The sequence below is a fragment of the Candidatus Pelagibacter sp. HIMB1746 genome, from assembly GCF_052047555.1.
Lineage (GTDB): Bacteria > Pseudomonadota > Alphaproteobacteria > Pelagibacterales > Pelagibacteraceae > Pelagibacter.
On record NZ_JBNAJZ010000002.1, the window covers coordinates 184,178 to 200,271 of the forward strand.

Below are 16,094 nucleotides of genomic sequence, written 5' to 3' on the forward strand. Positions count from 1 at the left end.
ATTTAAAGTTTTGTCCCACCAACTGTCATTTTGTCAATTAAGATTGAAGGTTGGGCAACTCCAACAGGAACACCTTGTCCAGCTTTACCACAAGTTCCTATACCAGGATCTAACATCATATCGTTTCCAACCATAGAAACCTCTTTTAAAATTGAAGGACCATCTCCTATTAATGTGGCTCCCTTTATCGGTGAACCAATCTTTCCGTTATTAATTTCATATGCCTCAGTACAATTAAATACAAATTTTCCAGATGTAATATCAACTTGTCCTCCTCCAAAACTTACTGCAAAAATTCCTTTGTTTACTGATTTGATCATTTCTTCTTGAGTTTGATTTCCACTCAACATCATTGTATTTCTCATTCTTGGCAAAACAACGTGTCTATAATTTTCTCTTCTTCCTGAGCCAGTCGATTTGGTTTTCATCAATCTAGCATTTAATCTATCTTGCATAAAATTCTTTAATATCCCATTTTCAATCAATACTGTTTTTTCTGTTGGTGTACCTTCATCATCAATAGTTAAGCTACCTCTTCTATTGTCAATTGTTCCATCATCAACAATCGTAACTCCCTCACTGGCAACTTTTTGGCCCATAAGATCATGAAATGCAGAAGTTTTTTTTCTATTAAAGTCTCCCTCTAAACCATGTCCAATAGCTTCATGTATTAAAATTGCTGGCCATCCAGGTCCTAAAACAACTTTCATTTCTCCTGCTGGAGCAGGTTTACTTTCTAAATTTACTGACGCAATTCTAAATGCTTCCTCACATACAGTTTTCCAATTGTCATTTTTTAGATATTCATCATAAGACTGTCTTCCACCTATTCCATAAACGCCAGTTTCTTTTCTTCCATTTTTTTCTAACATCACAGATACATTAAATCTAATTAATGGTCGGACATCAGTTAATACTTCACCACCTGATCTTATAATCTCGATAGATTTTTGTTCACCTGCAAAACTCGTGGTAACTTGTTTTACAGATTGATCTTTTTTTCTTAGATACTCATTTACTTTATTTAATACTTCTAATTTCGAATTTAATGTTTTTTGCTCTATGGGATTAATATCCTGATAAAATTTTTTATTAGATCTTGAAATATCTTGATTATAAGTACCTTTCATAGACTTCAGTGTAGATTTTAAATTTTCAGAAGATTTTTTTAATGAATCTTTTGATATTTCATTAGAGTGAGAATATGCAACAACCTCTCCCGTAATTGCTCTAAATCCAAAACCTAAATCTGAACTATAGTTTGAGCTTTTAATTTTATTATCATCTAATAAAATAGATTCAGATTTAGTATCCTCCAAATATAGCTCACCATCATCACAATTTTGTAATGTATCAGATACTATTGCATCGGCATCTTTTCTTGTTAAATCAGATTTGTCAAAAAAATTACTCACTCAGTTTAGATAGTGCTTTATTATTAATTTTCAACTAATCATTTGGCGCATTTACATGCTTAATTTTAAAGTTAATATAATTTTCCATGAAAGTTTATTTTAATAACTCTTGCAAAATTTGCAGATCAGAAATCAACATGTATAAAAAAGAAAATATTGAAGATATTGATTGGATAGATATTACGAATAACAAAGACGCAGAAAAAGAAACTTCCAAAAATGACAAAGAACTTTTAAGAAGATTGCACATTAAAGAAAACGATCAAGTAATTGAAGGTGCAGAAGCTTTCCTTTATGTTTGGAAGAGAATACCAAAATATAAATTTTTATATAGTTTTTTCAAACTTCCTATCATCTTTACAATTTTTAAATATGGATATGAAATAGTTGCGTATTTTTTGTATTTGAAAAATAAAAAACAATTAAAAAATTAATTAAGAAAAAATATCAAAATTTGACTCAATAAAGACATTGAGAGGATAAACATAATTAAAACTACTGAATACATAAGAGTAATAGTTTTATTTCTTTTTCTTCTTAATCTTACAAAATTTTTGTCATCCAAATCTGATATGTCTCTTTCTCCATCAACTTCATAATCATAACTCCATCTCCAAGTTGATTGTCCTAACCTTTCGTCTTGACTATTAAAATATCTGATCCAAGCAAGTATATAGCTTAACAGAACATACAAAATCACCATTGCAATTATTCCAAAAAACATAACTAATAATACTTAAATTAAATGTAATTATTAATTGTTATTTTTATCTCTTTTTCTTGCAATTAATTGGGTTAAAGAGTCCACCATCGTGTCCGAAGCTTTAAATATTTCATTATTTTTAAATTCGTGAGAGATATTTTTTTCAGGATTAGTTTTATCTTCAATAACTATACCTTCATCAGGAGAATTATTTTTAATATAGATTAATAATAACCATTCCTCATCAGGAGCCTCATCCCACTTAACAAATATTTCACCTGTTTCAAATCTTCTATCTATACATCGAAAAATAGACATGTGTCTTGTGATGTGTCTTTTATTCAATTGGAAAACTAAACTACTCGCACTTCTGTAAAAACTTTCAAGAGCAAACTCAATTTTTTGCCTTGCTAAAGTGTATTCTTTTTCTTTCTTTAGTAATGTTTCCCTATCTTCATCACCTTGAATTTTAACTCCTAAAGCCTCTACCCTCTCTCTTATTTTTTGATCCCTGATTATTCGATATTTTTCTTTTAACTTCTCAATTCTCTGTTGAAGTCCTGCGTAATCTTCTCTTTTTTCTTTTAATGATATTTTTTCTAATTTTTCTAATTCTTTAACTTCCCTTACTCTAAATTTTTCAATTTGTTTTTCTAATTTTAATTGTTGTAAAAATTTCTTTTGCTTTTCAGCTTGCTCAATTCTTAATAAAGCCTGCTCTTTTCGTAGGAATAATTTAATTTCTTTTGTTCTTTGTTTCTCTAACCTAATTTCTTCTTTTAATACTTGTTCATTTAGTTTTAGCTTTAATTCTTGTTCTTTTTGCTTCTCTTGCTGTAAGGCTAATTTTTCCTGTCTTTCTTGTTCCTGTTTTTCAAGTTTAATTCTTCTTTGCTCGTCTTTTTTAAGAACTTTATAATTATTAATTGTTTCAGATATTTTATCAAAAAATGCCTGAATATATTTTTCTATATTAATATTTATTCTGAATTTAAATTCAGGTTTAAGTGAATTTTGAAAATTAATTATTTTTAAAAGGAAACTTTTTTCTTTGGGCTTTTTGATAATTTTTTTTTTTGTTCTAACTTTTAAATTATTTTTTTTTTTAGTTTTAATTTTATTGCTTTTATTAATCTTAGGTTTTGTATTATTAGCTCTAGAAATTTTTTTAGATTTTTTTGATTTTAGATTGGGTTTTTTTTTACTTTTTTTAATAGATTTTTTTTTTCTTTTTTTTATTTTTTTCATTTAAAGGAATTTATTATTTATCAATAAATTATTGATAAATATAGTCTCTTGTAACAGGTGTTGAAGTATAGTTTTTAGTAAGTTGAAACTGATATACAACTTGATCTCCCCATTTAAAAGCCATTTCACAACCTGCTAAATAAAATTCCCACATTCTAAAAAAACGCTCATCAAACATATTAATAATTTTATCTTTGTTCTTTAGGCAATTTTCTTTCCAATTTCTTAATGTGTGAGAATAATGCATTCTTAATACCTCAATATCAGCAACGATTAAGCCAGCTTTTTCAATTGGAGTAGTTACTTCACTTAAACTGGGTGTATAACCACCTGGAAATATATATTTTGTTATCCACGGATGGGGGTCTCTTGGGGGATTTACTGATCCAATAGTATGAATTAATGAAACTCCATCATCTTTAAGAAGTTTTTCAACTTGTGAGAAAAACTTTTTGTAAAATTTTCTTCCAACATGTTCAAACATTCCAACACTTACAATTCTATCAAATTTTTCATCCAGCTCCCTATAATCCATCAATTTAAATGTTAATTGATTTTCTAAATTCAGTTCTTTAGCTTTTTGTTTACAATATTTAAATTGATTCTCAGATAATGTGATGCCAGTTACTTCACAATTAGCTGACTTTGCAATATCGACTGCTAAAGATCCCCACCCACATCCGATATCAAGGACTTTTTGATTTGGCTTTATATTTAATTTCTTAATTATGTGTTGAATTTTATTATTTTGAGCAGTCTCTAAAGTGTCGTTTTCATTTTTGAAATAAGCACATGAATATTGTCTTTTAGGATCTAAAAATAAATCATAAAGGTCGTCTTTGATATCATAGTGATGTGAAACATTCATTTTAGATTTTTTAATAAAATTAAAATTTGTTAGATATCTATACGATCCTCTCAATCTATTAATTAAGTAACTAAAAAAATTTAAATCTCCTCTACCAAAGTTCATTAAAGATAAATCTAAAAAATCTGTGAGACTTCCATTTTCAATTACTATTTCTCCATCTGTATAAGCTTCTCCAAAATAAAGATCTGGATGAAGTAAAAGTTTATAATGAAGTTTTTTATTTAATATTTTAACTTTTATAGGATTTTCATTTTCTGGATTTCCAATAATATAACTTTTAGAATTTGCATCGACTAAGATAAAGCCGTCTTTCTTAAAAACACTATTTAAGAACCTTGCTAATTGCATATTAAGCTGCCATTGATGATTTTAACGAAAAATCTAATTTCTCTAAATTATTAAAAAGATCAATTTCTTCTTTTTTATTAAGAATTCTTAGAGGAGGAAGTAAATTTTCATAAATACTGTCTTTATTCTTAAAAAAAGTATGCAAACCAGAAATTAAATTATATTTTTCAAACGTGCCTCTTACATCGCAAAGTTTAGAATTTATTTCTTGTTCTTTCCCATTTTTAAAATCATCATATACTTTTCTTGCCATTTGAGATGTTGCGTTGCATGTAGCAGTAATTATTCCTGAACAACCTAACTCAAGTCCCTTCAATAATTTAGATTCAGAACCTGGCATAACTGAAAAATTATCTAATTTTAAATTTTCAAAAAGATTATACGAACTATCTTTAACCCCAACTATTTGTTCAGGAAAATTTTTAACAAGCTTTTCTACACACTCAACAGAGAATCTATATCCAGAAAGTTTTTCAAAATTATATAAAATAATTTGAGCTTTTGGAACGGACTCTACTATTTTTGAATAAAACTTAAATACATCCTCGTCACTATATTTATAAAATGCTGGTGGCATAATAAGAAATTTTTCAAAATTTAGTGATATGGCAACTTTCATTAAATTTATTATTTCACCTAAAGAGTTCAATCCAGTTCCAATAATGCATTTATCTTTATATTTTTTTGTTGATAGTTTATTTAGAAAATTGATCTTTTCTGCAACAGAAATTAATTGAGCTTGCCCAGTACTTCCAAATATTGCAGCTCCATGACAGCCATTATTAATAGTAAATTCTACATGTGCTATAGTTTTATCAACATTAAGAGTAAGATCCTCATTCAACAATGACAAGGTAGCAGCATAAACTCCATTTATTTTACTCATGTTAAAAATTTATATAAAAAATATAATTAGTAAAGTTTATAAATAAAAATATGAAAATATTAGCAGTTCAGAACAGAATGGGAATTGGTGATAGTATAATGTTTTTGCCTTTTATAGAGGCAATTTCTAAAAAATTTAATACTCCAGTAAGCTTACTTGTACAGGAAAATTCAAAATGTAGAGAGTATTTAAATCAAACGAACTACATAGATGAAATTATTATCCTAAAGAAAAATAATAATATTAAAAATTTAAAACATAATGGATTTTTTGGAAGCCTAAGGCTAGTGAATGAATTAAAAAAATATAATTTTAATAAGGCTTTTATTTTTAACTCATCATTAAGATTTGCTTTAATAGCAAAATTATCTGGTATTAACGAAATTCATCAATTTCCTTTATTTCAGAAAAAAGAACAAAATATGATAAAGGCCTCGAACAAATTAATTTTTGATACAATTGGTATCCAAGTAAAAAATAATCCAAATATTCATCTTTATGAATCAAGTCTTTTAGAAGCTGAAAAAAAATATAATTTTTCTAAAAATGATCTTAATATACTTTTAGGTGTAGGTGGATCAGGACCAACGAAAAGAATTCCAGCCAAAACTTTTTTAAAAGTAATGAAAGAAATTTCTAAGCAAAAAAAATGTAAATTTTTTTTAGCCACGGGTAAAAATGACGAAGAACAAAAAATTTTAAATGAAATTAAAATTTCAGATCTCAAAAATTATTGCCAGTCTTTAGATAATTTATCTATTAACGAATGTTTGCCGATTATTAAAAATTGTGATCTATCAATATGTAATGACTCAAGCTTCAGTCATCTTTCTTCAGCGCTTGGTGTAGAAACGATAACTTTAATGGCAGACACTCCAATAATTTATGGAAATTATAGTTCTAAAATGCATCCAATATTACCTGATGGAGTTAATGAAGTAACTCACGGAACTTTAGGAAAAGATAAAATTAATCCTCAAAAAATACTTGATAAATTAAATTCAATCATAGTTAAGTAATATCATTTAATACTATTTCTTTAGCTTCATTTACTAAAGTAGATAACCTAGAAGTCTCAGGTGAAATATCTGGATGAATTTTTTTTTGTATTTTAATGTAGGCTTTATTTACATCCTCTTTAGTTAAACTTTTTGAAGGATTTAAATTAAGTATACGATACGCTTCTTCAGTAGACATTGTATTTAAATTTGATGCAGTGTTATTAAATGAAAATCTCCCTGAATTTCTTAAAGTTTGTATTAATCTGTACAACGAAATTAACTGAAAAATTGACATTCCTTTCAATTTTAAAAGAGCAAGACTCGCGAGAGTAAATGGTAAAGTAAGTAAAAATTTACCTCCGATTGCAAACAAAACTGCAAAGATGATTAAAACTATGAATAAGAATACTCTTAAACCTTTTGATATTTTTTTTGACGCAACTTGAGTAAAAAGCCTTAATAAAAAATATAAACCAACTACAATTAATAATGTATAAATTATAAAATTCATATATTTCCAGTTAAAAATGAAAGTACCATATCTAAAAAAAAAACCAGAGCTAAAATCTTGTCACAATATAGAGTGGGAAGATAACTATAGCTGGATACATCAAGAAAATATTTTAGAAGTCTTGCAAGACAAAACTAAACTTCTTCCAGAGGTGAAAGAATATTTAGAAGATGAAAATAGGTATACTGAGTATCATCTAAAAAATACGAAAAATACTCAAAGAATATTATTCGATGAAATTAAAGGTAGAATAAAATTAGATGATGAAAGCTTACCATTTAAAGATCATTCATATGAATATTGGACAAAAACTACCACCAAAGGAAATTACTCTATAAAATTAAGAAAAAAAATTGGTTCGTCAGAAATTGAAGAAATTTGGAATGGAGATAAAGAAAAAGAAAAATTAAATGTTGAATATTTTGGTGTTGGAGATTTAGAGGTTAGTAACAATGATCAATATCTTGGATACTCACTAGATACCAAAGGTTCTGAGTATTATACAATTTATGTAAGAAATATTAAAAATAATAAAATAATTTCAAAAAAAATCAAAGAAACATCAGGAAGTATAATTTTTAGCTTAGATGATAAGTATCTTTTTTATTCAAAGTTAGATGAAAATCATAGAGCTAGAAAAATTTATAGACATAAAATTGGAGATTTTGAAAGTGAAGATGAACTAATCTTTGAGGAAAAAAGTGAAGCTTTCACTGTTAGTATTGGATTAAGTTCTGATGAAAAATATTATTTTATAAACACTTCAGATCACAATACTTCGGAGCAATATTACTTTAATGTAAATGAAGCAAAACCAAATCCAAAATTAATAATTAAACGCGAAAAAGGAATTCTTTACTCTGTAAATTCATGGAATGGAAAATTTTATAATCATACAAATAAAAATGCAGAGGACTTTAAAATAGATATTTCAGAAACTTTAGAAAATCAGAATTGGGAGACATTTATTCCTGCAAAAAAAGAAGTGTTAATTGGTGGACTTTCATTTTTAAATAACTGGATAATTAGATCCGAAACGTCAGATGCTTTGGACAAATTGTTTGTTATTGATACTTCAACAAATAATGAAGAAGAACTAATTTTTTCTGACGAAAAAGTGTGTGTTCCTGGTGTTTCATTAACTCAAAGAAATAGAGACACAGATGAGGTTTATGTTTCATATTCTTCACCCAAAACACCTTCGAGAGTTTACAAATACAATTTAAAAACTAAATCTAAAATACTTGTAAAAGAACAAGAAATACCATCAGGCCATAATATAGATGATTATATAGTTGAGAGAATAGAGTTTAAATCCCATGATGGAAGGATGGTTCCACTAACGATTACAAGACACAAAAATACAAAAATAGACGGGACAGCAAATTTGTTACTATACGGATACGGATCGTATGGTAGTTCCATGAGTCCAGGTTTTTCCTCAACAAGACTAAGCTTAATAAATAGAAATATTATTTGGGCCACTGCACACATTAGAGGTGGAATGGAAAAAGGAATGAAATGGTGGAAAGAAGGAAAGTTAACTAATAAAAAAAATACGTTTGAAGATTATATTTATGCTGCAAAATATTTGATAGAAAACAACTACACCTCAAAAGGAAAAATAATCGGAATGGGTGGATCTGCTGGTGGTTTATTAATGGGAGCTGTTGTTAATCAAGCTCCTGAATTATTTTTAGGTATAATTATGGCTGTTCCTTTTGTTGATTCATTAACTACAAATCTCGATCATTCTTTACCTCTCACAGTTGGTGAATTTGATGAATTTGGTAATGCTAAAGAAAACAAAGAGCACTTTGATTATATATTTTCATATGCTCCATATAATAATATAAAAAAAATGGATTATCCTCATATGCTAATAACAACTAGTTTAAGTGATAACAGAGTTTTGTTTGATGAGCCTGCAAAATTTACAGCTAAACTTAGAGACTATAAAACTGATAATAATTTATTACTTCTCAAAACAGAAATGAATGCAGGTCATGGAGGTAAATCTGGTAGAGATGGAGCGATAGAAGAAATTGCACTCGACTACGCATTTGCATTAAAAATTTCGGAAAAAATTTAATTTTTCAGATATTGAAATATTTTTAATCGTACCTAAATGTATTCTGTAAGTCGCCTGATGGGGCTTACGTAAAATAAACTTGCTTAAAAAAGGAGGATATTATGACGAGTAAGGATCTATCTATATTTAACTCACTAAGACCTTTTTCAATTGGCTTTGACGATATGTTTGAGCAATTCGAAAGCATGTTGGGCAATGGAGGTTTGACAATGCAATCAAACTATCCCCCATACAATATCAGAAAAACTGGTAAGGATAATTATGCAATTGAAGTTGCATTAGCTGGTTTTAATAAAAATGATGTTGAGGTTGAGTTTGAAGATAATTTATTAACGGTAAGAACAAAACAAGTTAATAAATCTGAAAACAATGAAGTTAATGGAGAAATAATTCATAAAGGTATTTCTCAAAGACAATTTGCAAGATCATTCACTATTGCTGATGATGTTAAAGTTAATGGTGCTGAACTTAAAGATGGTCTTTTAACAATATCTTGTGAAAGAATTATCCCAGAACACAAAAAGAAAAAACTTATAGAAATTAAATAAGTTTACCCTTACTTGCGAGGATTTATCCTCGCAGGTAAAATCTAAAAACATCCATTAGAAGCAAATCCAATTACTATCTTATCTGGATTAATCTCAAATCTTCTCTCACATGGAAAGCCATACTTCTTGGTATTATAAATAAAAATGAAATTACCTTTTTCATTTTCAAAATCTTCATCAGGTTTTCCAAGTTCCATTTGTAATTTACTTGCTGATTGACCAATAAATTCACTCAACTTTTTATTTTCTTTTTCTATAACAGCATCAGTTTTTTGCTTTACTGTTTGACACCCTGAAACAAATATAAAGATAAAAAACGTAATAAATAAAATTCGCAAATTTTTCATATAACAACACTATCATTACAAATATGGCATAAATATAAACTTGTGGGTTGAATTTTGTGAATAAAATGGACTTATTCAAAGTATTATTCAATAGAATCAAATAATTATCAGACATTAGGAGGACAAATGCTTGATAATTATTTTAATTATAAAAAACACAAAACAGATTTTAAAACAGAAGTCATAGCGGGAACAACAACGTTCTTAACAATGGCTTATATAATGTTTTTAAATCCATTTATCTTATCGGGAGAATTCGCCGGACCCGAAAAAGGTTTCTTTGATTTTGGCGCAGTATATACAGCTACTATTTTAGCAACAGCTTTAGCATGTTTTATTATGGCTTTTTATGGAAAAACTTGGCCAATAGGACTTGCACCCGGAATGGGTATTAACGCATTCGTTGCATTCGGTGTATGTGCGGGAATGGGGTACACACCTCAAGAAGCACTTGGTGCTGTATTGGTAGCAGGTGTGTTATTCTTAATAATATCTTTAACGCCCATAAGAGCATGGCTAATTAATTCTATTCCAAAAAGTTTAAAATTAGGAATTGGTGCAGGTATAGGGTTATTTTTAGCGATTATCGGATTACAAATTATGGAAGTAGTTGTAGATGATCCTGTTACTTTAGTTAAGTTAGGTAATCTTGGAGATCCATTAGTTCTTTTAGGATGTGCAACTTTTATAGCAATCATTGTTTTAGAAAAAATGAATGTAAAAGGTAACATCATCATAGGGATATTGGTATTTAGTATCATTGCTTGGGCTGCTGGACTTGCTAAATTTAATGGTTTAGCTAGCTCACCTCCTCCAATGACATATCTTTTTGATTTTGATCTGTCTGCCGCAATGACTGCTAGTATGTCTACAGTAATCTTTACTTTATTGTTTATCGACTTCTTTGATACGGCTGGAACTTTAACTTCTGTTGCAAACGTTGCGGGTAAAGTTGGTAAAGATGGAAAAGTTCAAGATATCAATAAAGCAATGTTATCTGACAGTGTTGGAACAGTTGCAGGTGCAATGATGGGGACTACTACTGTAACAAGTTATGTTGAGTCTGGTGCCGGTGTAAAAGCAGGCGGTAAAACAGGAATGACATCTCTTGTAATAGGTATTTTGTTTTTAGCATGTATCTTTTTTGCTCCTTTAGCAACTAGTTTACCTAAACAAATTGATGGTGCAGCTCTACTTTTTGTGTCTGTTCTTTTTGTAAGAAATATTACAGATATTGAGTGGAACGACATTTCTGAGTCTGCTCCTGCAATACTTGCAATGATAGCAATGCCGTTAACATACAGTATTAGTAATGGAATTGCCCTAGCATTTGTTTCTTACGCATTAATTAAAATATTTACTGGAAAGTTTTCAAGCACTTCTCCAGCAATATGGGTAGTTGCAATACTTAGTGTTGTAAGTTTTGCTGTAAGTTAAATAAGATGTTAACAGGGCTAGTTTACTAGCCCTGTTAACTAATTTCTTTTAATTAATTCTTCGATAGATAATTCCTCGTAATGTTCAGTTGGCTGAACAATCCATGGGTCAGAATCTAGTCTTACTGGACAGAAATCTGGTTCGAAAGTTGATGATTTCTTTTTCCAAAGACAAGCAGTTTTAACTTCTTTTATAAAATCTTTTGTTTGAGGATAATTTTTTAACCACTCAATACTCTTATTTAAAGTTAAACCAGTATCAGAAAGATCATCTATCAATAAAACCTTACTAAAATCCTCGTTATTAGCTAATGAGCTTATTTCTCTAGCAAACATAAGTTCACCTTGCTTATCTTCCATTCCTTCGCCTGAATAACTTTGAATAACAATGTAGGCTATTGGCAATTTTAAAATCCTCGATAAGATATCAAGGATCGGTGCAGCACCTCTCATAATACCAATTAAAACCGTGGGTTTGTATTCCTTGTGAATTTGTATTGCCAGTTTCTCAACAATTTTTATATATTCATCAAAAGAGATTATGAGTTTGTCGGCCATGAAGTTTAGTATCATAAGTAAAAAAATTTAAAAAGGAGAAATGATGAAGGTTTACTGGATTGCTTTGTATAAAAAGATAGATAGCCAAGAAAATATTAAAAAATATGGAGCTAAAGTTACAGATATAATCAAAAGTTATGGGGGTGTACCATTAGTAAGAGGAGGAAAATTTAATACTTTAGAGGGAGAAACTTACCCAAGAACAGTAATTTGGGAATTTCCTAGTTATGAAAAAGCTATGGAGTGTCATGACTCTAAAGAATATCAAGAAGGTTGGGCGCTCGCAAAAGATACTACCGAAAGAAACTTACAGATAGTCGAGGCTTTTAATATTGAATAGGTTCAGGATCTATACTTCTCCAAAGATACCATGTAGCTACAGAACAATATGGGGAAAATCTTTTTTGCAACAAGTTTACATAGCTTTCTGGTGGAAGATATTTTTTATTATAATTTTTTGAAATAGCTCTTAGAAGTCCTATATCTTGCAAAGGCCATATATTAGGACGATTATAAGTAAATAATAAAATCATTTCAGCAGACCATCTACCTATTTGTCTTAGTTTAGATAAATAAATAATTGCCTCTTCATCAGACATACTTGGAATAACTTTAGGATTAAATGTTTTGTTTAATACTTGTTCTGCTAAACTTTTTATACCCTTTACTTTTTGTCTGCTTAATCCACAGCTCTTTAATTGAGAGCTTGATAATTTATTCACTGTTTTTGCATTAATTTTGTTTTTACACTTTTTTTTAAACTTTAAAAAAACTGAGTTAGCGGCAGCTACACTAATTTGTTGACCAATTATACTTTTACAAAGAGAAAAGAAAACATCTCGCCTTGATGTAAGAACAGTTTCTGATGGTGACTTATATTTTTTAATCAAAGAAGACATAGTTTTATCTTTTTTTGATAAATACTTTTTTGCTTTATTCCAATATGATGGGGTTTTACTCATGACGTTAAACAGATAGTTTTTTTTTCAAATACATTTCTCTTCTAAATATAATTATAGATGAAACAATAACCAATAAAGCACCTAACAAAGTTTTAGAAGTTGGTATTTCATTCCAAATAAAATATCCAAATATAATTGCGAAAACTAATCCAAGATATTTTAAGGGAGAAACCAAACTAACTTCTGAATATTTATAAGATTGTGATAGCCATAAATTTGCAAGACCACCTAATATACCAACCATTGATAGCAAAAATAAATCAAGTAAACTTGGCAAGATCCATCCCTGATAAAACGATAAAAAACTTAGAAGCATTATCGAGAATGAAAAGAAAAAACTAATCAACCAAGCAGGTTCGGTTGATGATAATTTTCTTATAGCAATTGCTACATAGGAAAGACCTAAACAAAAGATAATTGGATACATATAATACACATTTAAAGCACTAAAACCTGGCTCAGTAATAAATATTATTCCTAAAAATCCAACTAACACTGCCATCCATCTATATAATCCAACTTTTTCATTTAATAAAAAAATTGAAAAAATTGTAATAAAAATCGGTGCGGCAAAGGAAATACTTACAACGGTTGCCAAAGGTAAATTTCTAAGTGCAACAAATATAGAAACTAAAGCTATAAGTCCCGCTAAGCATCTTTTAAAATGAAGCACAGGTCGCGTTGTTTTATAGAAATCAAAATAACGATCTTTAGGGATAAGGAATAAAATTGGGATTATTCCACAAAAGCCTCTAAAAAACAAAACTTGCCCAACTGGATAATCATCAGACCATTTAACAATTAAATCCATTAGCGAGAAAGCGCATACAGATATAAACATATAAAAAAAGCCCAATTGATTTTTTGATAACATGTGATTAACTTAGATTAATTAAGGTATTTATCAATGGAAATAGCAATTTTAGGTTTAGGATGTTTTTGGGGACCAGAAATAAAGTTCAGCAAACTTGATGGTGTTGCAAAGACAGAAGTGGGATATTGTGGAGGTAACTCTGACAAAACAAATTATAAAGAAGTTTGTTCTGGTGCAACCAATCATGCTGAAGTAGTTAAATTAGAATTTGATCCAAATATAATTTCTTATGAAAATATTCTTGAACATTTTTTTAAATTTCATGACCCCACTACCTTAAATTCTCAAGGGCCTGACTTTGGTACTCAGTATAGAAGTGAAATTTTTTATACAAACGATGATCAAAAAAATATTGCTGAAAAGATGGTAAAAAAAGAAAATATTAAACTATCTGGCAAAGTAGTAACAAAAATTTCATTAACTAAAAACTATTGTGTTGCAGAAGAGTATCACCAAAAGTATCTAGAAAAAAGATAGTATGTCATTAGTTGATACAGATTGGCTAGAGAAAAATCTCAACAAAGTTAAGATAGTTGATTGTTCTTGGCATATGCCTGCTGAAAATAGAAATGCTCAGGATGAATTTAATAAAGAACATATTCCAAATGCTATTTTTTTTGATTTAGATAAAAACTCAAAACAAGACACTGACCTTCCCCATATGCTTCCAAGCTTAGTTGCTTGGAATGAAATAATTTCAGACTTAGGAATTTCAAATGATGATCAAATAGTAATTTATGATAATTCAAATGTCATAAGTTCATGCAGAGGTTGGTATAATTTCATTTATTTTGGTCATGATCCAAAATTGGTTAATGTTCTCGATGGTGGTTTTAAAAAATGGAAAAGCGAAAATAAAGAAACATCAAATATTTCAGCAAATATAAATAAATCTAATTATGAGGGTAATGAATTAACTAAACTTGTAAAAAATAAAGTCTTAATTGATAAAAATATTTCTAGAAAAGAATTCAAAGTAGTAGATGCACGGAGTAAAGAAAGATTTGAAGGTAAAGCTCCAGATCCAAGAAAAAATGTAAGAAGTGGTTCTATTCCAAATTCGGTATGTTTACCTTTTGTAGAGGTAATAAATGAAAATAAGACTTTTAAAAATAAAGAGGATTTAAATAAATTATTTCAAGAACTATCAAAAAATTTTGAGGAAAATTTAGTTTTTTCTTGTGGATCCGGTGTGACTGCTTGTATTTTAGCGCTTGCATATTCTTTAGTTAATACTAAATATCTCCCAACCATTTATGATGGATCTTGGTCAGAATATGGAAAAATTTAAATTATGAAAACATCAACTAAAATCACGAGTATAGTCGTCATCTTCTTTTTAATTATTGCCATAGTGATTATTGGTAGAACAATGATTGGAAATCATTTTAAGAAAAAATTTAGTAAAAGACCTCCTCCTGGAATAATAGTAACCACAACACAAGAGAGAACTTTTGAAAATGTTATAAGTACATACGGAACAGCTGCACCAGTTAAAACTCAGTCATTTAAGGTTGAAAAGTATGAGATATTAAAGCCAATAGATTTTAATAGAAAAGTTAAAAAAGGCGAAGTTGTTGCTAATCTTAAGAATAGAAAAATTATTGCTCAATTTGATGGGGTTATTGGGAAAAGAGAATTCTCTGAAGATTTAGAGGTATCAAAATCTTCTCTATTAATTAATTTAGAAGATGCTAGCTCACTATATTGTGATGTGGATATACCAGAAATTTTTGTTCCATTTATAAAAGTTGGTTTACCTGTTGATATAAAGTTTTCAGGATACAAAAATAAAATTTACAAAGGTGAGGTTGACTCTTTTGCAAGCAGAATAAGTCAAGACACCAGATCATTAGCCACAAGAATAAAAATGGATAATAAATCTGGAGAAATTTTACCAGGTTCATTTTTGGAAATTTCAATTAAATACAATGTTAGAGATGGTTTAAGTGCACCCGATACAAGCACAATAGTCGAAGGTGAAAATATATTTATTTATAAAGTGGATGAGAAAAATAAAGTAATGAAAACAAATGTTACTGTAGGTGATAGATATTTAGGATTTGTAGAGATTTTAGATGGATTAAATAAAGGAGATAAAATTGTTGCTGAGGGTACAAAAAAAGTTAGACCAAATTTAACGATTAGACCTATAGAAAAAGGTGCAAAGAAAAAACAAGGAAATTCTGGTTGGGGTAAAAAAAAGGGATCCAAAAAAGCTGAAGAAAAAAAAGGTAAATTTGATTGGTTAAAAAATATTTTTAAAAAATCTGAAAAAGAAAAAAAATAATTAA

19 protein-coding genes are annotated in these 16,094 nt (G+C 28.7%); 9 read left to right on the top strand and 10 right to left on the bottom strand.

Going from position 1 to position 16,094, the window contains the following annotated elements; genetic code table 11:
- Nucleotides 1-2: 2 nt before the first annotated feature.
- Nucleotides 3-1,415, bottom strand: coding sequence for a TldD/PmbA family protein (locus ACTTBM_RS03665; protein WP_440634764.1), 1,413 nt, complete (start codon nt 1,413-1,415; stop codon nt 3-5).
- 86 nt (nt 1,416-1,501) lie between these two features.
- Here ACTTBM_RS03665 and ACTTBM_RS03670 point away from each other — a divergent pair, with 86 nt between their 5' ends.
- The gene (locus tag ACTTBM_RS03670; RefSeq protein ID WP_440634765.1) at nt 1,502-1,849 is read left to right on the top strand and encodes a DCC1-like thiol-disulfide oxidoreductase family protein; all 348 of its coding nucleotides are present in this window, start codon (nt 1,502-1,504) and stop codon (nt 1,847-1,849) included.
- Here the strand turns inward: ACTTBM_RS03670 and ACTTBM_RS03675 are convergent.
- The 4 genes from ACTTBM_RS03675 to ACTTBM_RS03690 are packed head-to-tail and all read right to left on the bottom strand — an operon-like array spanning nt 1,846 to nt 5,471.
- Complete coding sequence (locus ACTTBM_RS03675) at nt 1,846-2,139, bottom strand: hypothetical protein (RefSeq protein WP_440634766.1); 294 nt, start codon at nt 2,137-2,139, stop codon at nt 1,846-1,848. The two genes, ACTTBM_RS03670 and ACTTBM_RS03675, sit on opposite strands and share 4 nt — an antisense overlap.
- A 30-nt stretch (nt 2,140-2,169) precedes the next feature.
- Complete coding sequence (locus ACTTBM_RS03680; RefSeq protein ID WP_440634767.1) at nt 2,170-3,366, bottom strand: hypothetical protein; 1,197 nt, start codon at nt 3,364-3,366, stop codon at nt 2,170-2,172.
- Between the two features lie 28 nt (nt 3,367-3,394).
- Complete coding sequence (locus ACTTBM_RS03685; protein ID WP_440634768.1) at nt 3,395-4,585, bottom strand: class I SAM-dependent methyltransferase; 1,191 nt, start codon at nt 4,583-4,585, stop codon at nt 3,395-3,397.
- Nucleotide 4,586: 1 nt separating this feature from the next.
- Entirely contained in the window at nt 4,587-5,471 is an 885-nt protein-coding gene (locus ACTTBM_RS03690; protein WP_440634769.1) for a dihydrodipicolinate synthase family protein, read from the bottom strand.
- Nucleotides 5,472-5,521: 50 nt separating this feature from the next.
- Here ACTTBM_RS03690 and ACTTBM_RS03695 point away from each other — a divergent pair, with 50 nt between their 5' ends.
- Entirely contained in the window at nt 5,522-6,490 is a 969-nt protein-coding gene (locus tag ACTTBM_RS03695; RefSeq protein ID WP_440634770.1) for a glycosyltransferase family 9 protein, read from the top strand.
- On the opposite strand, the gene ACTTBM_RS03700 is transcribed toward ACTTBM_RS03695, so the two are convergent.
- Nucleotides 6,483-6,983, bottom strand: a complete 501-nt coding sequence (locus tag ACTTBM_RS03700; protein WP_440634771.1) for a J domain-containing protein — start codon at nt 6,981-6,983, stop codon at nt 6,483-6,485. The genes ACTTBM_RS03695 and ACTTBM_RS03700 overlap by 8 nt on opposite strands.
- A gap of 16 nt (nt 6,984-6,999) precedes the next feature.
- Here ACTTBM_RS03700 and ACTTBM_RS03705 point away from each other — a divergent pair, with 16 nt between their 5' ends.
- Nucleotides 7,000-9,075: a S9 family peptidase gene (locus ACTTBM_RS03705; RefSeq protein WP_440634772.1), complete on the top strand. Its 2,076-nt coding sequence runs from the start codon at nt 7,000-7,002 to the stop codon at nt 9,073-9,075.
- Between the two features lie 101 nt (nt 9,076-9,176).
- Nucleotides 9,177-9,623: an Hsp20 family protein gene (locus ACTTBM_RS03710; protein ID WP_075506460.1), complete on the top strand. Its 447-nt coding sequence runs from the start codon at nt 9,177-9,179 to the stop codon at nt 9,621-9,623.
- Nucleotides 9,624-9,664: 41 nt separating this feature from the next.
- On the opposite strand, the gene ACTTBM_RS03715 is transcribed toward ACTTBM_RS03710, so the two are convergent.
- Nucleotides 9,665-9,970, bottom strand: a complete 306-nt coding sequence (locus ACTTBM_RS03715; protein WP_440634773.1) for a hypothetical protein — start codon at nt 9,968-9,970, stop codon at nt 9,665-9,667.
- A gap of 126 nt (nt 9,971-10,096) precedes the next feature.
- On the opposite strand from ACTTBM_RS03715, the gene ACTTBM_RS03720 reads away from it, so the two are divergent.
- Nucleotides 10,097-11,407: an NCS2 family permease gene (locus tag ACTTBM_RS03720; RefSeq protein WP_075506462.1), complete on the top strand. Its 1,311-nt coding sequence runs from the start codon at nt 10,097-10,099 to the stop codon at nt 11,405-11,407.
- Between the two features lie 38 nt (nt 11,408-11,445).
- On the opposite strand, the gene ACTTBM_RS03725 is transcribed toward ACTTBM_RS03720, so the two are convergent.
- A complete protein-coding gene (locus tag ACTTBM_RS03725; protein ID WP_440634774.1) occupies nt 11,446-11,979 on the bottom strand; it encodes a phosphoribosyltransferase in 534 nt (177 codons plus the stop codon).
- Between the two features lie 28 nt (nt 11,980-12,007).
- Between ACTTBM_RS03725 and ACTTBM_RS03730 the strand changes: the two genes are divergently transcribed.
- Nucleotides 12,008-12,304, top strand: coding sequence for a DUF1330 domain-containing protein (locus ACTTBM_RS03730; protein ID WP_075506464.1), 297 nt, complete (start codon nt 12,008-12,010; stop codon nt 12,302-12,304).
- Here ACTTBM_RS03730 and ACTTBM_RS03735 read toward each other — a convergent pair.
- Together ACTTBM_RS03735 and ACTTBM_RS03740 are read right to left on the bottom strand one after the other, a co-directional pair.
- Nucleotides 12,291-12,926, bottom strand: a complete 636-nt coding sequence (locus tag ACTTBM_RS03735) for a DNA-3-methyladenine glycosylase family protein (protein WP_440634775.1) — start codon at nt 12,924-12,926, stop codon at nt 12,291-12,293. The genes ACTTBM_RS03730 and ACTTBM_RS03735 overlap by 14 nt on opposite strands.
- A 4-nt stretch (nt 12,927-12,930) precedes the next feature.
- Nucleotides 12,931-13,800: a DMT family transporter gene (locus ACTTBM_RS03740; RefSeq protein ID WP_440634776.1), complete on the bottom strand. Its 870-nt coding sequence runs from the start codon at nt 13,798-13,800 to the stop codon at nt 12,931-12,933.
- 33 nt (nt 13,801-13,833) lie between these two features.
- On the opposite strand from ACTTBM_RS03740, the gene msrA reads away from it, so the two are divergent.
- Genes msrA through ACTTBM_RS03755 form a run of 3 tightly spaced genes read left to right on the top strand, consistent with a single transcriptional unit; the run spans nt 13,834 to nt 16,090 of the window.
- The gene (gene msrA / locus ACTTBM_RS03745) at nt 13,834-14,277 is read left to right on the top strand and encodes a peptide-methionine (S)-S-oxide reductase MsrA (protein ID WP_440634777.1); all 444 of its coding nucleotides are present in this window, start codon (nt 13,834-13,836) and stop codon (nt 14,275-14,277) included.
- Between the two features lies 1 nt (nt 14,278).
- Nucleotides 14,279-15,091, top strand: coding sequence for a rhodanese-like domain-containing protein (locus tag ACTTBM_RS03750; RefSeq protein ID WP_440634778.1), 813 nt, complete (start codon nt 14,279-14,281; stop codon nt 15,089-15,091).
- A 3-nt stretch (nt 15,092-15,094) separates the two neighbouring features.
- Nucleotides 15,095-16,090: an efflux RND transporter periplasmic adaptor subunit gene (locus ACTTBM_RS03755; protein WP_440634779.1), complete on the top strand. Its 996-nt coding sequence runs from the start codon at nt 15,095-15,097 to the stop codon at nt 16,088-16,090.
- Nucleotides 16,091-16,094: the final 4 nt, after the last annotated feature.

Excerpts from the sequence above, each read along its gene's own strand:
- ACTTBM_RS03730 (WP_075506464.1), top strand. The coding sequence starts at position 12,008 with ATGAAGGTTTACTGGATTGCTTTGTATAAAAAGATAGATAGCCAAGAA.
- ACTTBM_RS03755 (WP_440634779.1), top strand. The coding sequence starts at position 15,095 with ATGAAAACATCAACTAAAATCACGAGTATAGTCGTCATCTTCTTTTTA.
- ACTTBM_RS03720 (WP_075506462.1), top strand. The coding sequence starts at position 10,097 with ATGCTTGATAATTATTTTAATTATAAAAAACACAAAACAGATTTTAAA.
- ACTTBM_RS03750 (WP_440634778.1), top strand. The coding sequence starts at position 14,279 with ATGTCATTAGTTGATACAGATTGGCTAGAGAAAAATCTCAACAAAGTT.
- msrA (WP_440634777.1), top strand. The coding sequence starts at position 13,834 with ATGGAAATAGCAATTTTAGGTTTAGGATGTTTTTGGGGACCAGAAATA.
- ACTTBM_RS03735 (WP_440634775.1), bottom strand. The coding sequence starts at position 12,926 with ATGAGTAAAACCCCATCATATTGGAATAAAGCAAAAAAGTATTTATCA.
- ACTTBM_RS03690 (WP_440634769.1), bottom strand. The coding sequence starts at position 5,471 with ATGAGTAAAATAAATGGAGTTTATGCTGCTACCTTGTCATTGTTGAAT.
- ACTTBM_RS03725 (WP_440634774.1), bottom strand. The coding sequence starts at position 11,979 with ATGATACTAAACTTCATGGCCGACAAACTCATAATCTCTTTTGATGAA.
- ACTTBM_RS03685 (WP_440634768.1), bottom strand. The coding sequence starts at position 4,585 with ATGCAATTAGCAAGGTTCTTAAATAGTGTTTTTAAGAAAGACGGCTTT.
- ACTTBM_RS03740 (WP_440634776.1), bottom strand. The coding sequence starts at position 13,800 with ATGTTATCAAAAAATCAATTGGGCTTTTTTTATATGTTTATATCTGTA.
- ACTTBM_RS03670 (WP_440634765.1), top strand. The coding sequence starts at position 1,502 with ATGAAAGTTTATTTTAATAACTCTTGCAAAATTTGCAGATCAGAAATC.
- ACTTBM_RS03710 (WP_075506460.1), top strand. The coding sequence starts at position 9,177 with ATGACGAGTAAGGATCTATCTATATTTAACTCACTAAGACCTTTTTCA.
- ACTTBM_RS03680 (WP_440634767.1), bottom strand. The coding sequence starts at position 3,366 with ATGAAAAAAATAAAAAAAAGAAAAAAAAAATCTATTAAAAAAAGTAAA.
- ACTTBM_RS03700 (WP_440634771.1), bottom strand. The coding sequence starts at position 6,983 with ATGAATTTTATAATTTATACATTATTAATTGTAGTTGGTTTATATTTT.
- ACTTBM_RS03695 (WP_440634770.1), top strand. The coding sequence starts at position 5,522 with ATGAAAATATTAGCAGTTCAGAACAGAATGGGAATTGGTGATAGTATA.
- ACTTBM_RS03705 (WP_440634772.1), top strand. The coding sequence starts at position 7,000 with ATGAAAGTACCATATCTAAAAAAAAAACCAGAGCTAAAATCTTGTCAC.
- ACTTBM_RS03675 (WP_440634766.1), bottom strand. The coding sequence starts at position 2,139 with ATGTTTTTTGGAATAATTGCAATGGTGATTTTGTATGTTCTGTTAAGC.
- ACTTBM_RS03715 (WP_440634773.1), bottom strand. The coding sequence starts at position 9,970 with ATGAAAAATTTGCGAATTTTATTTATTACGTTTTTTATCTTTATATTT.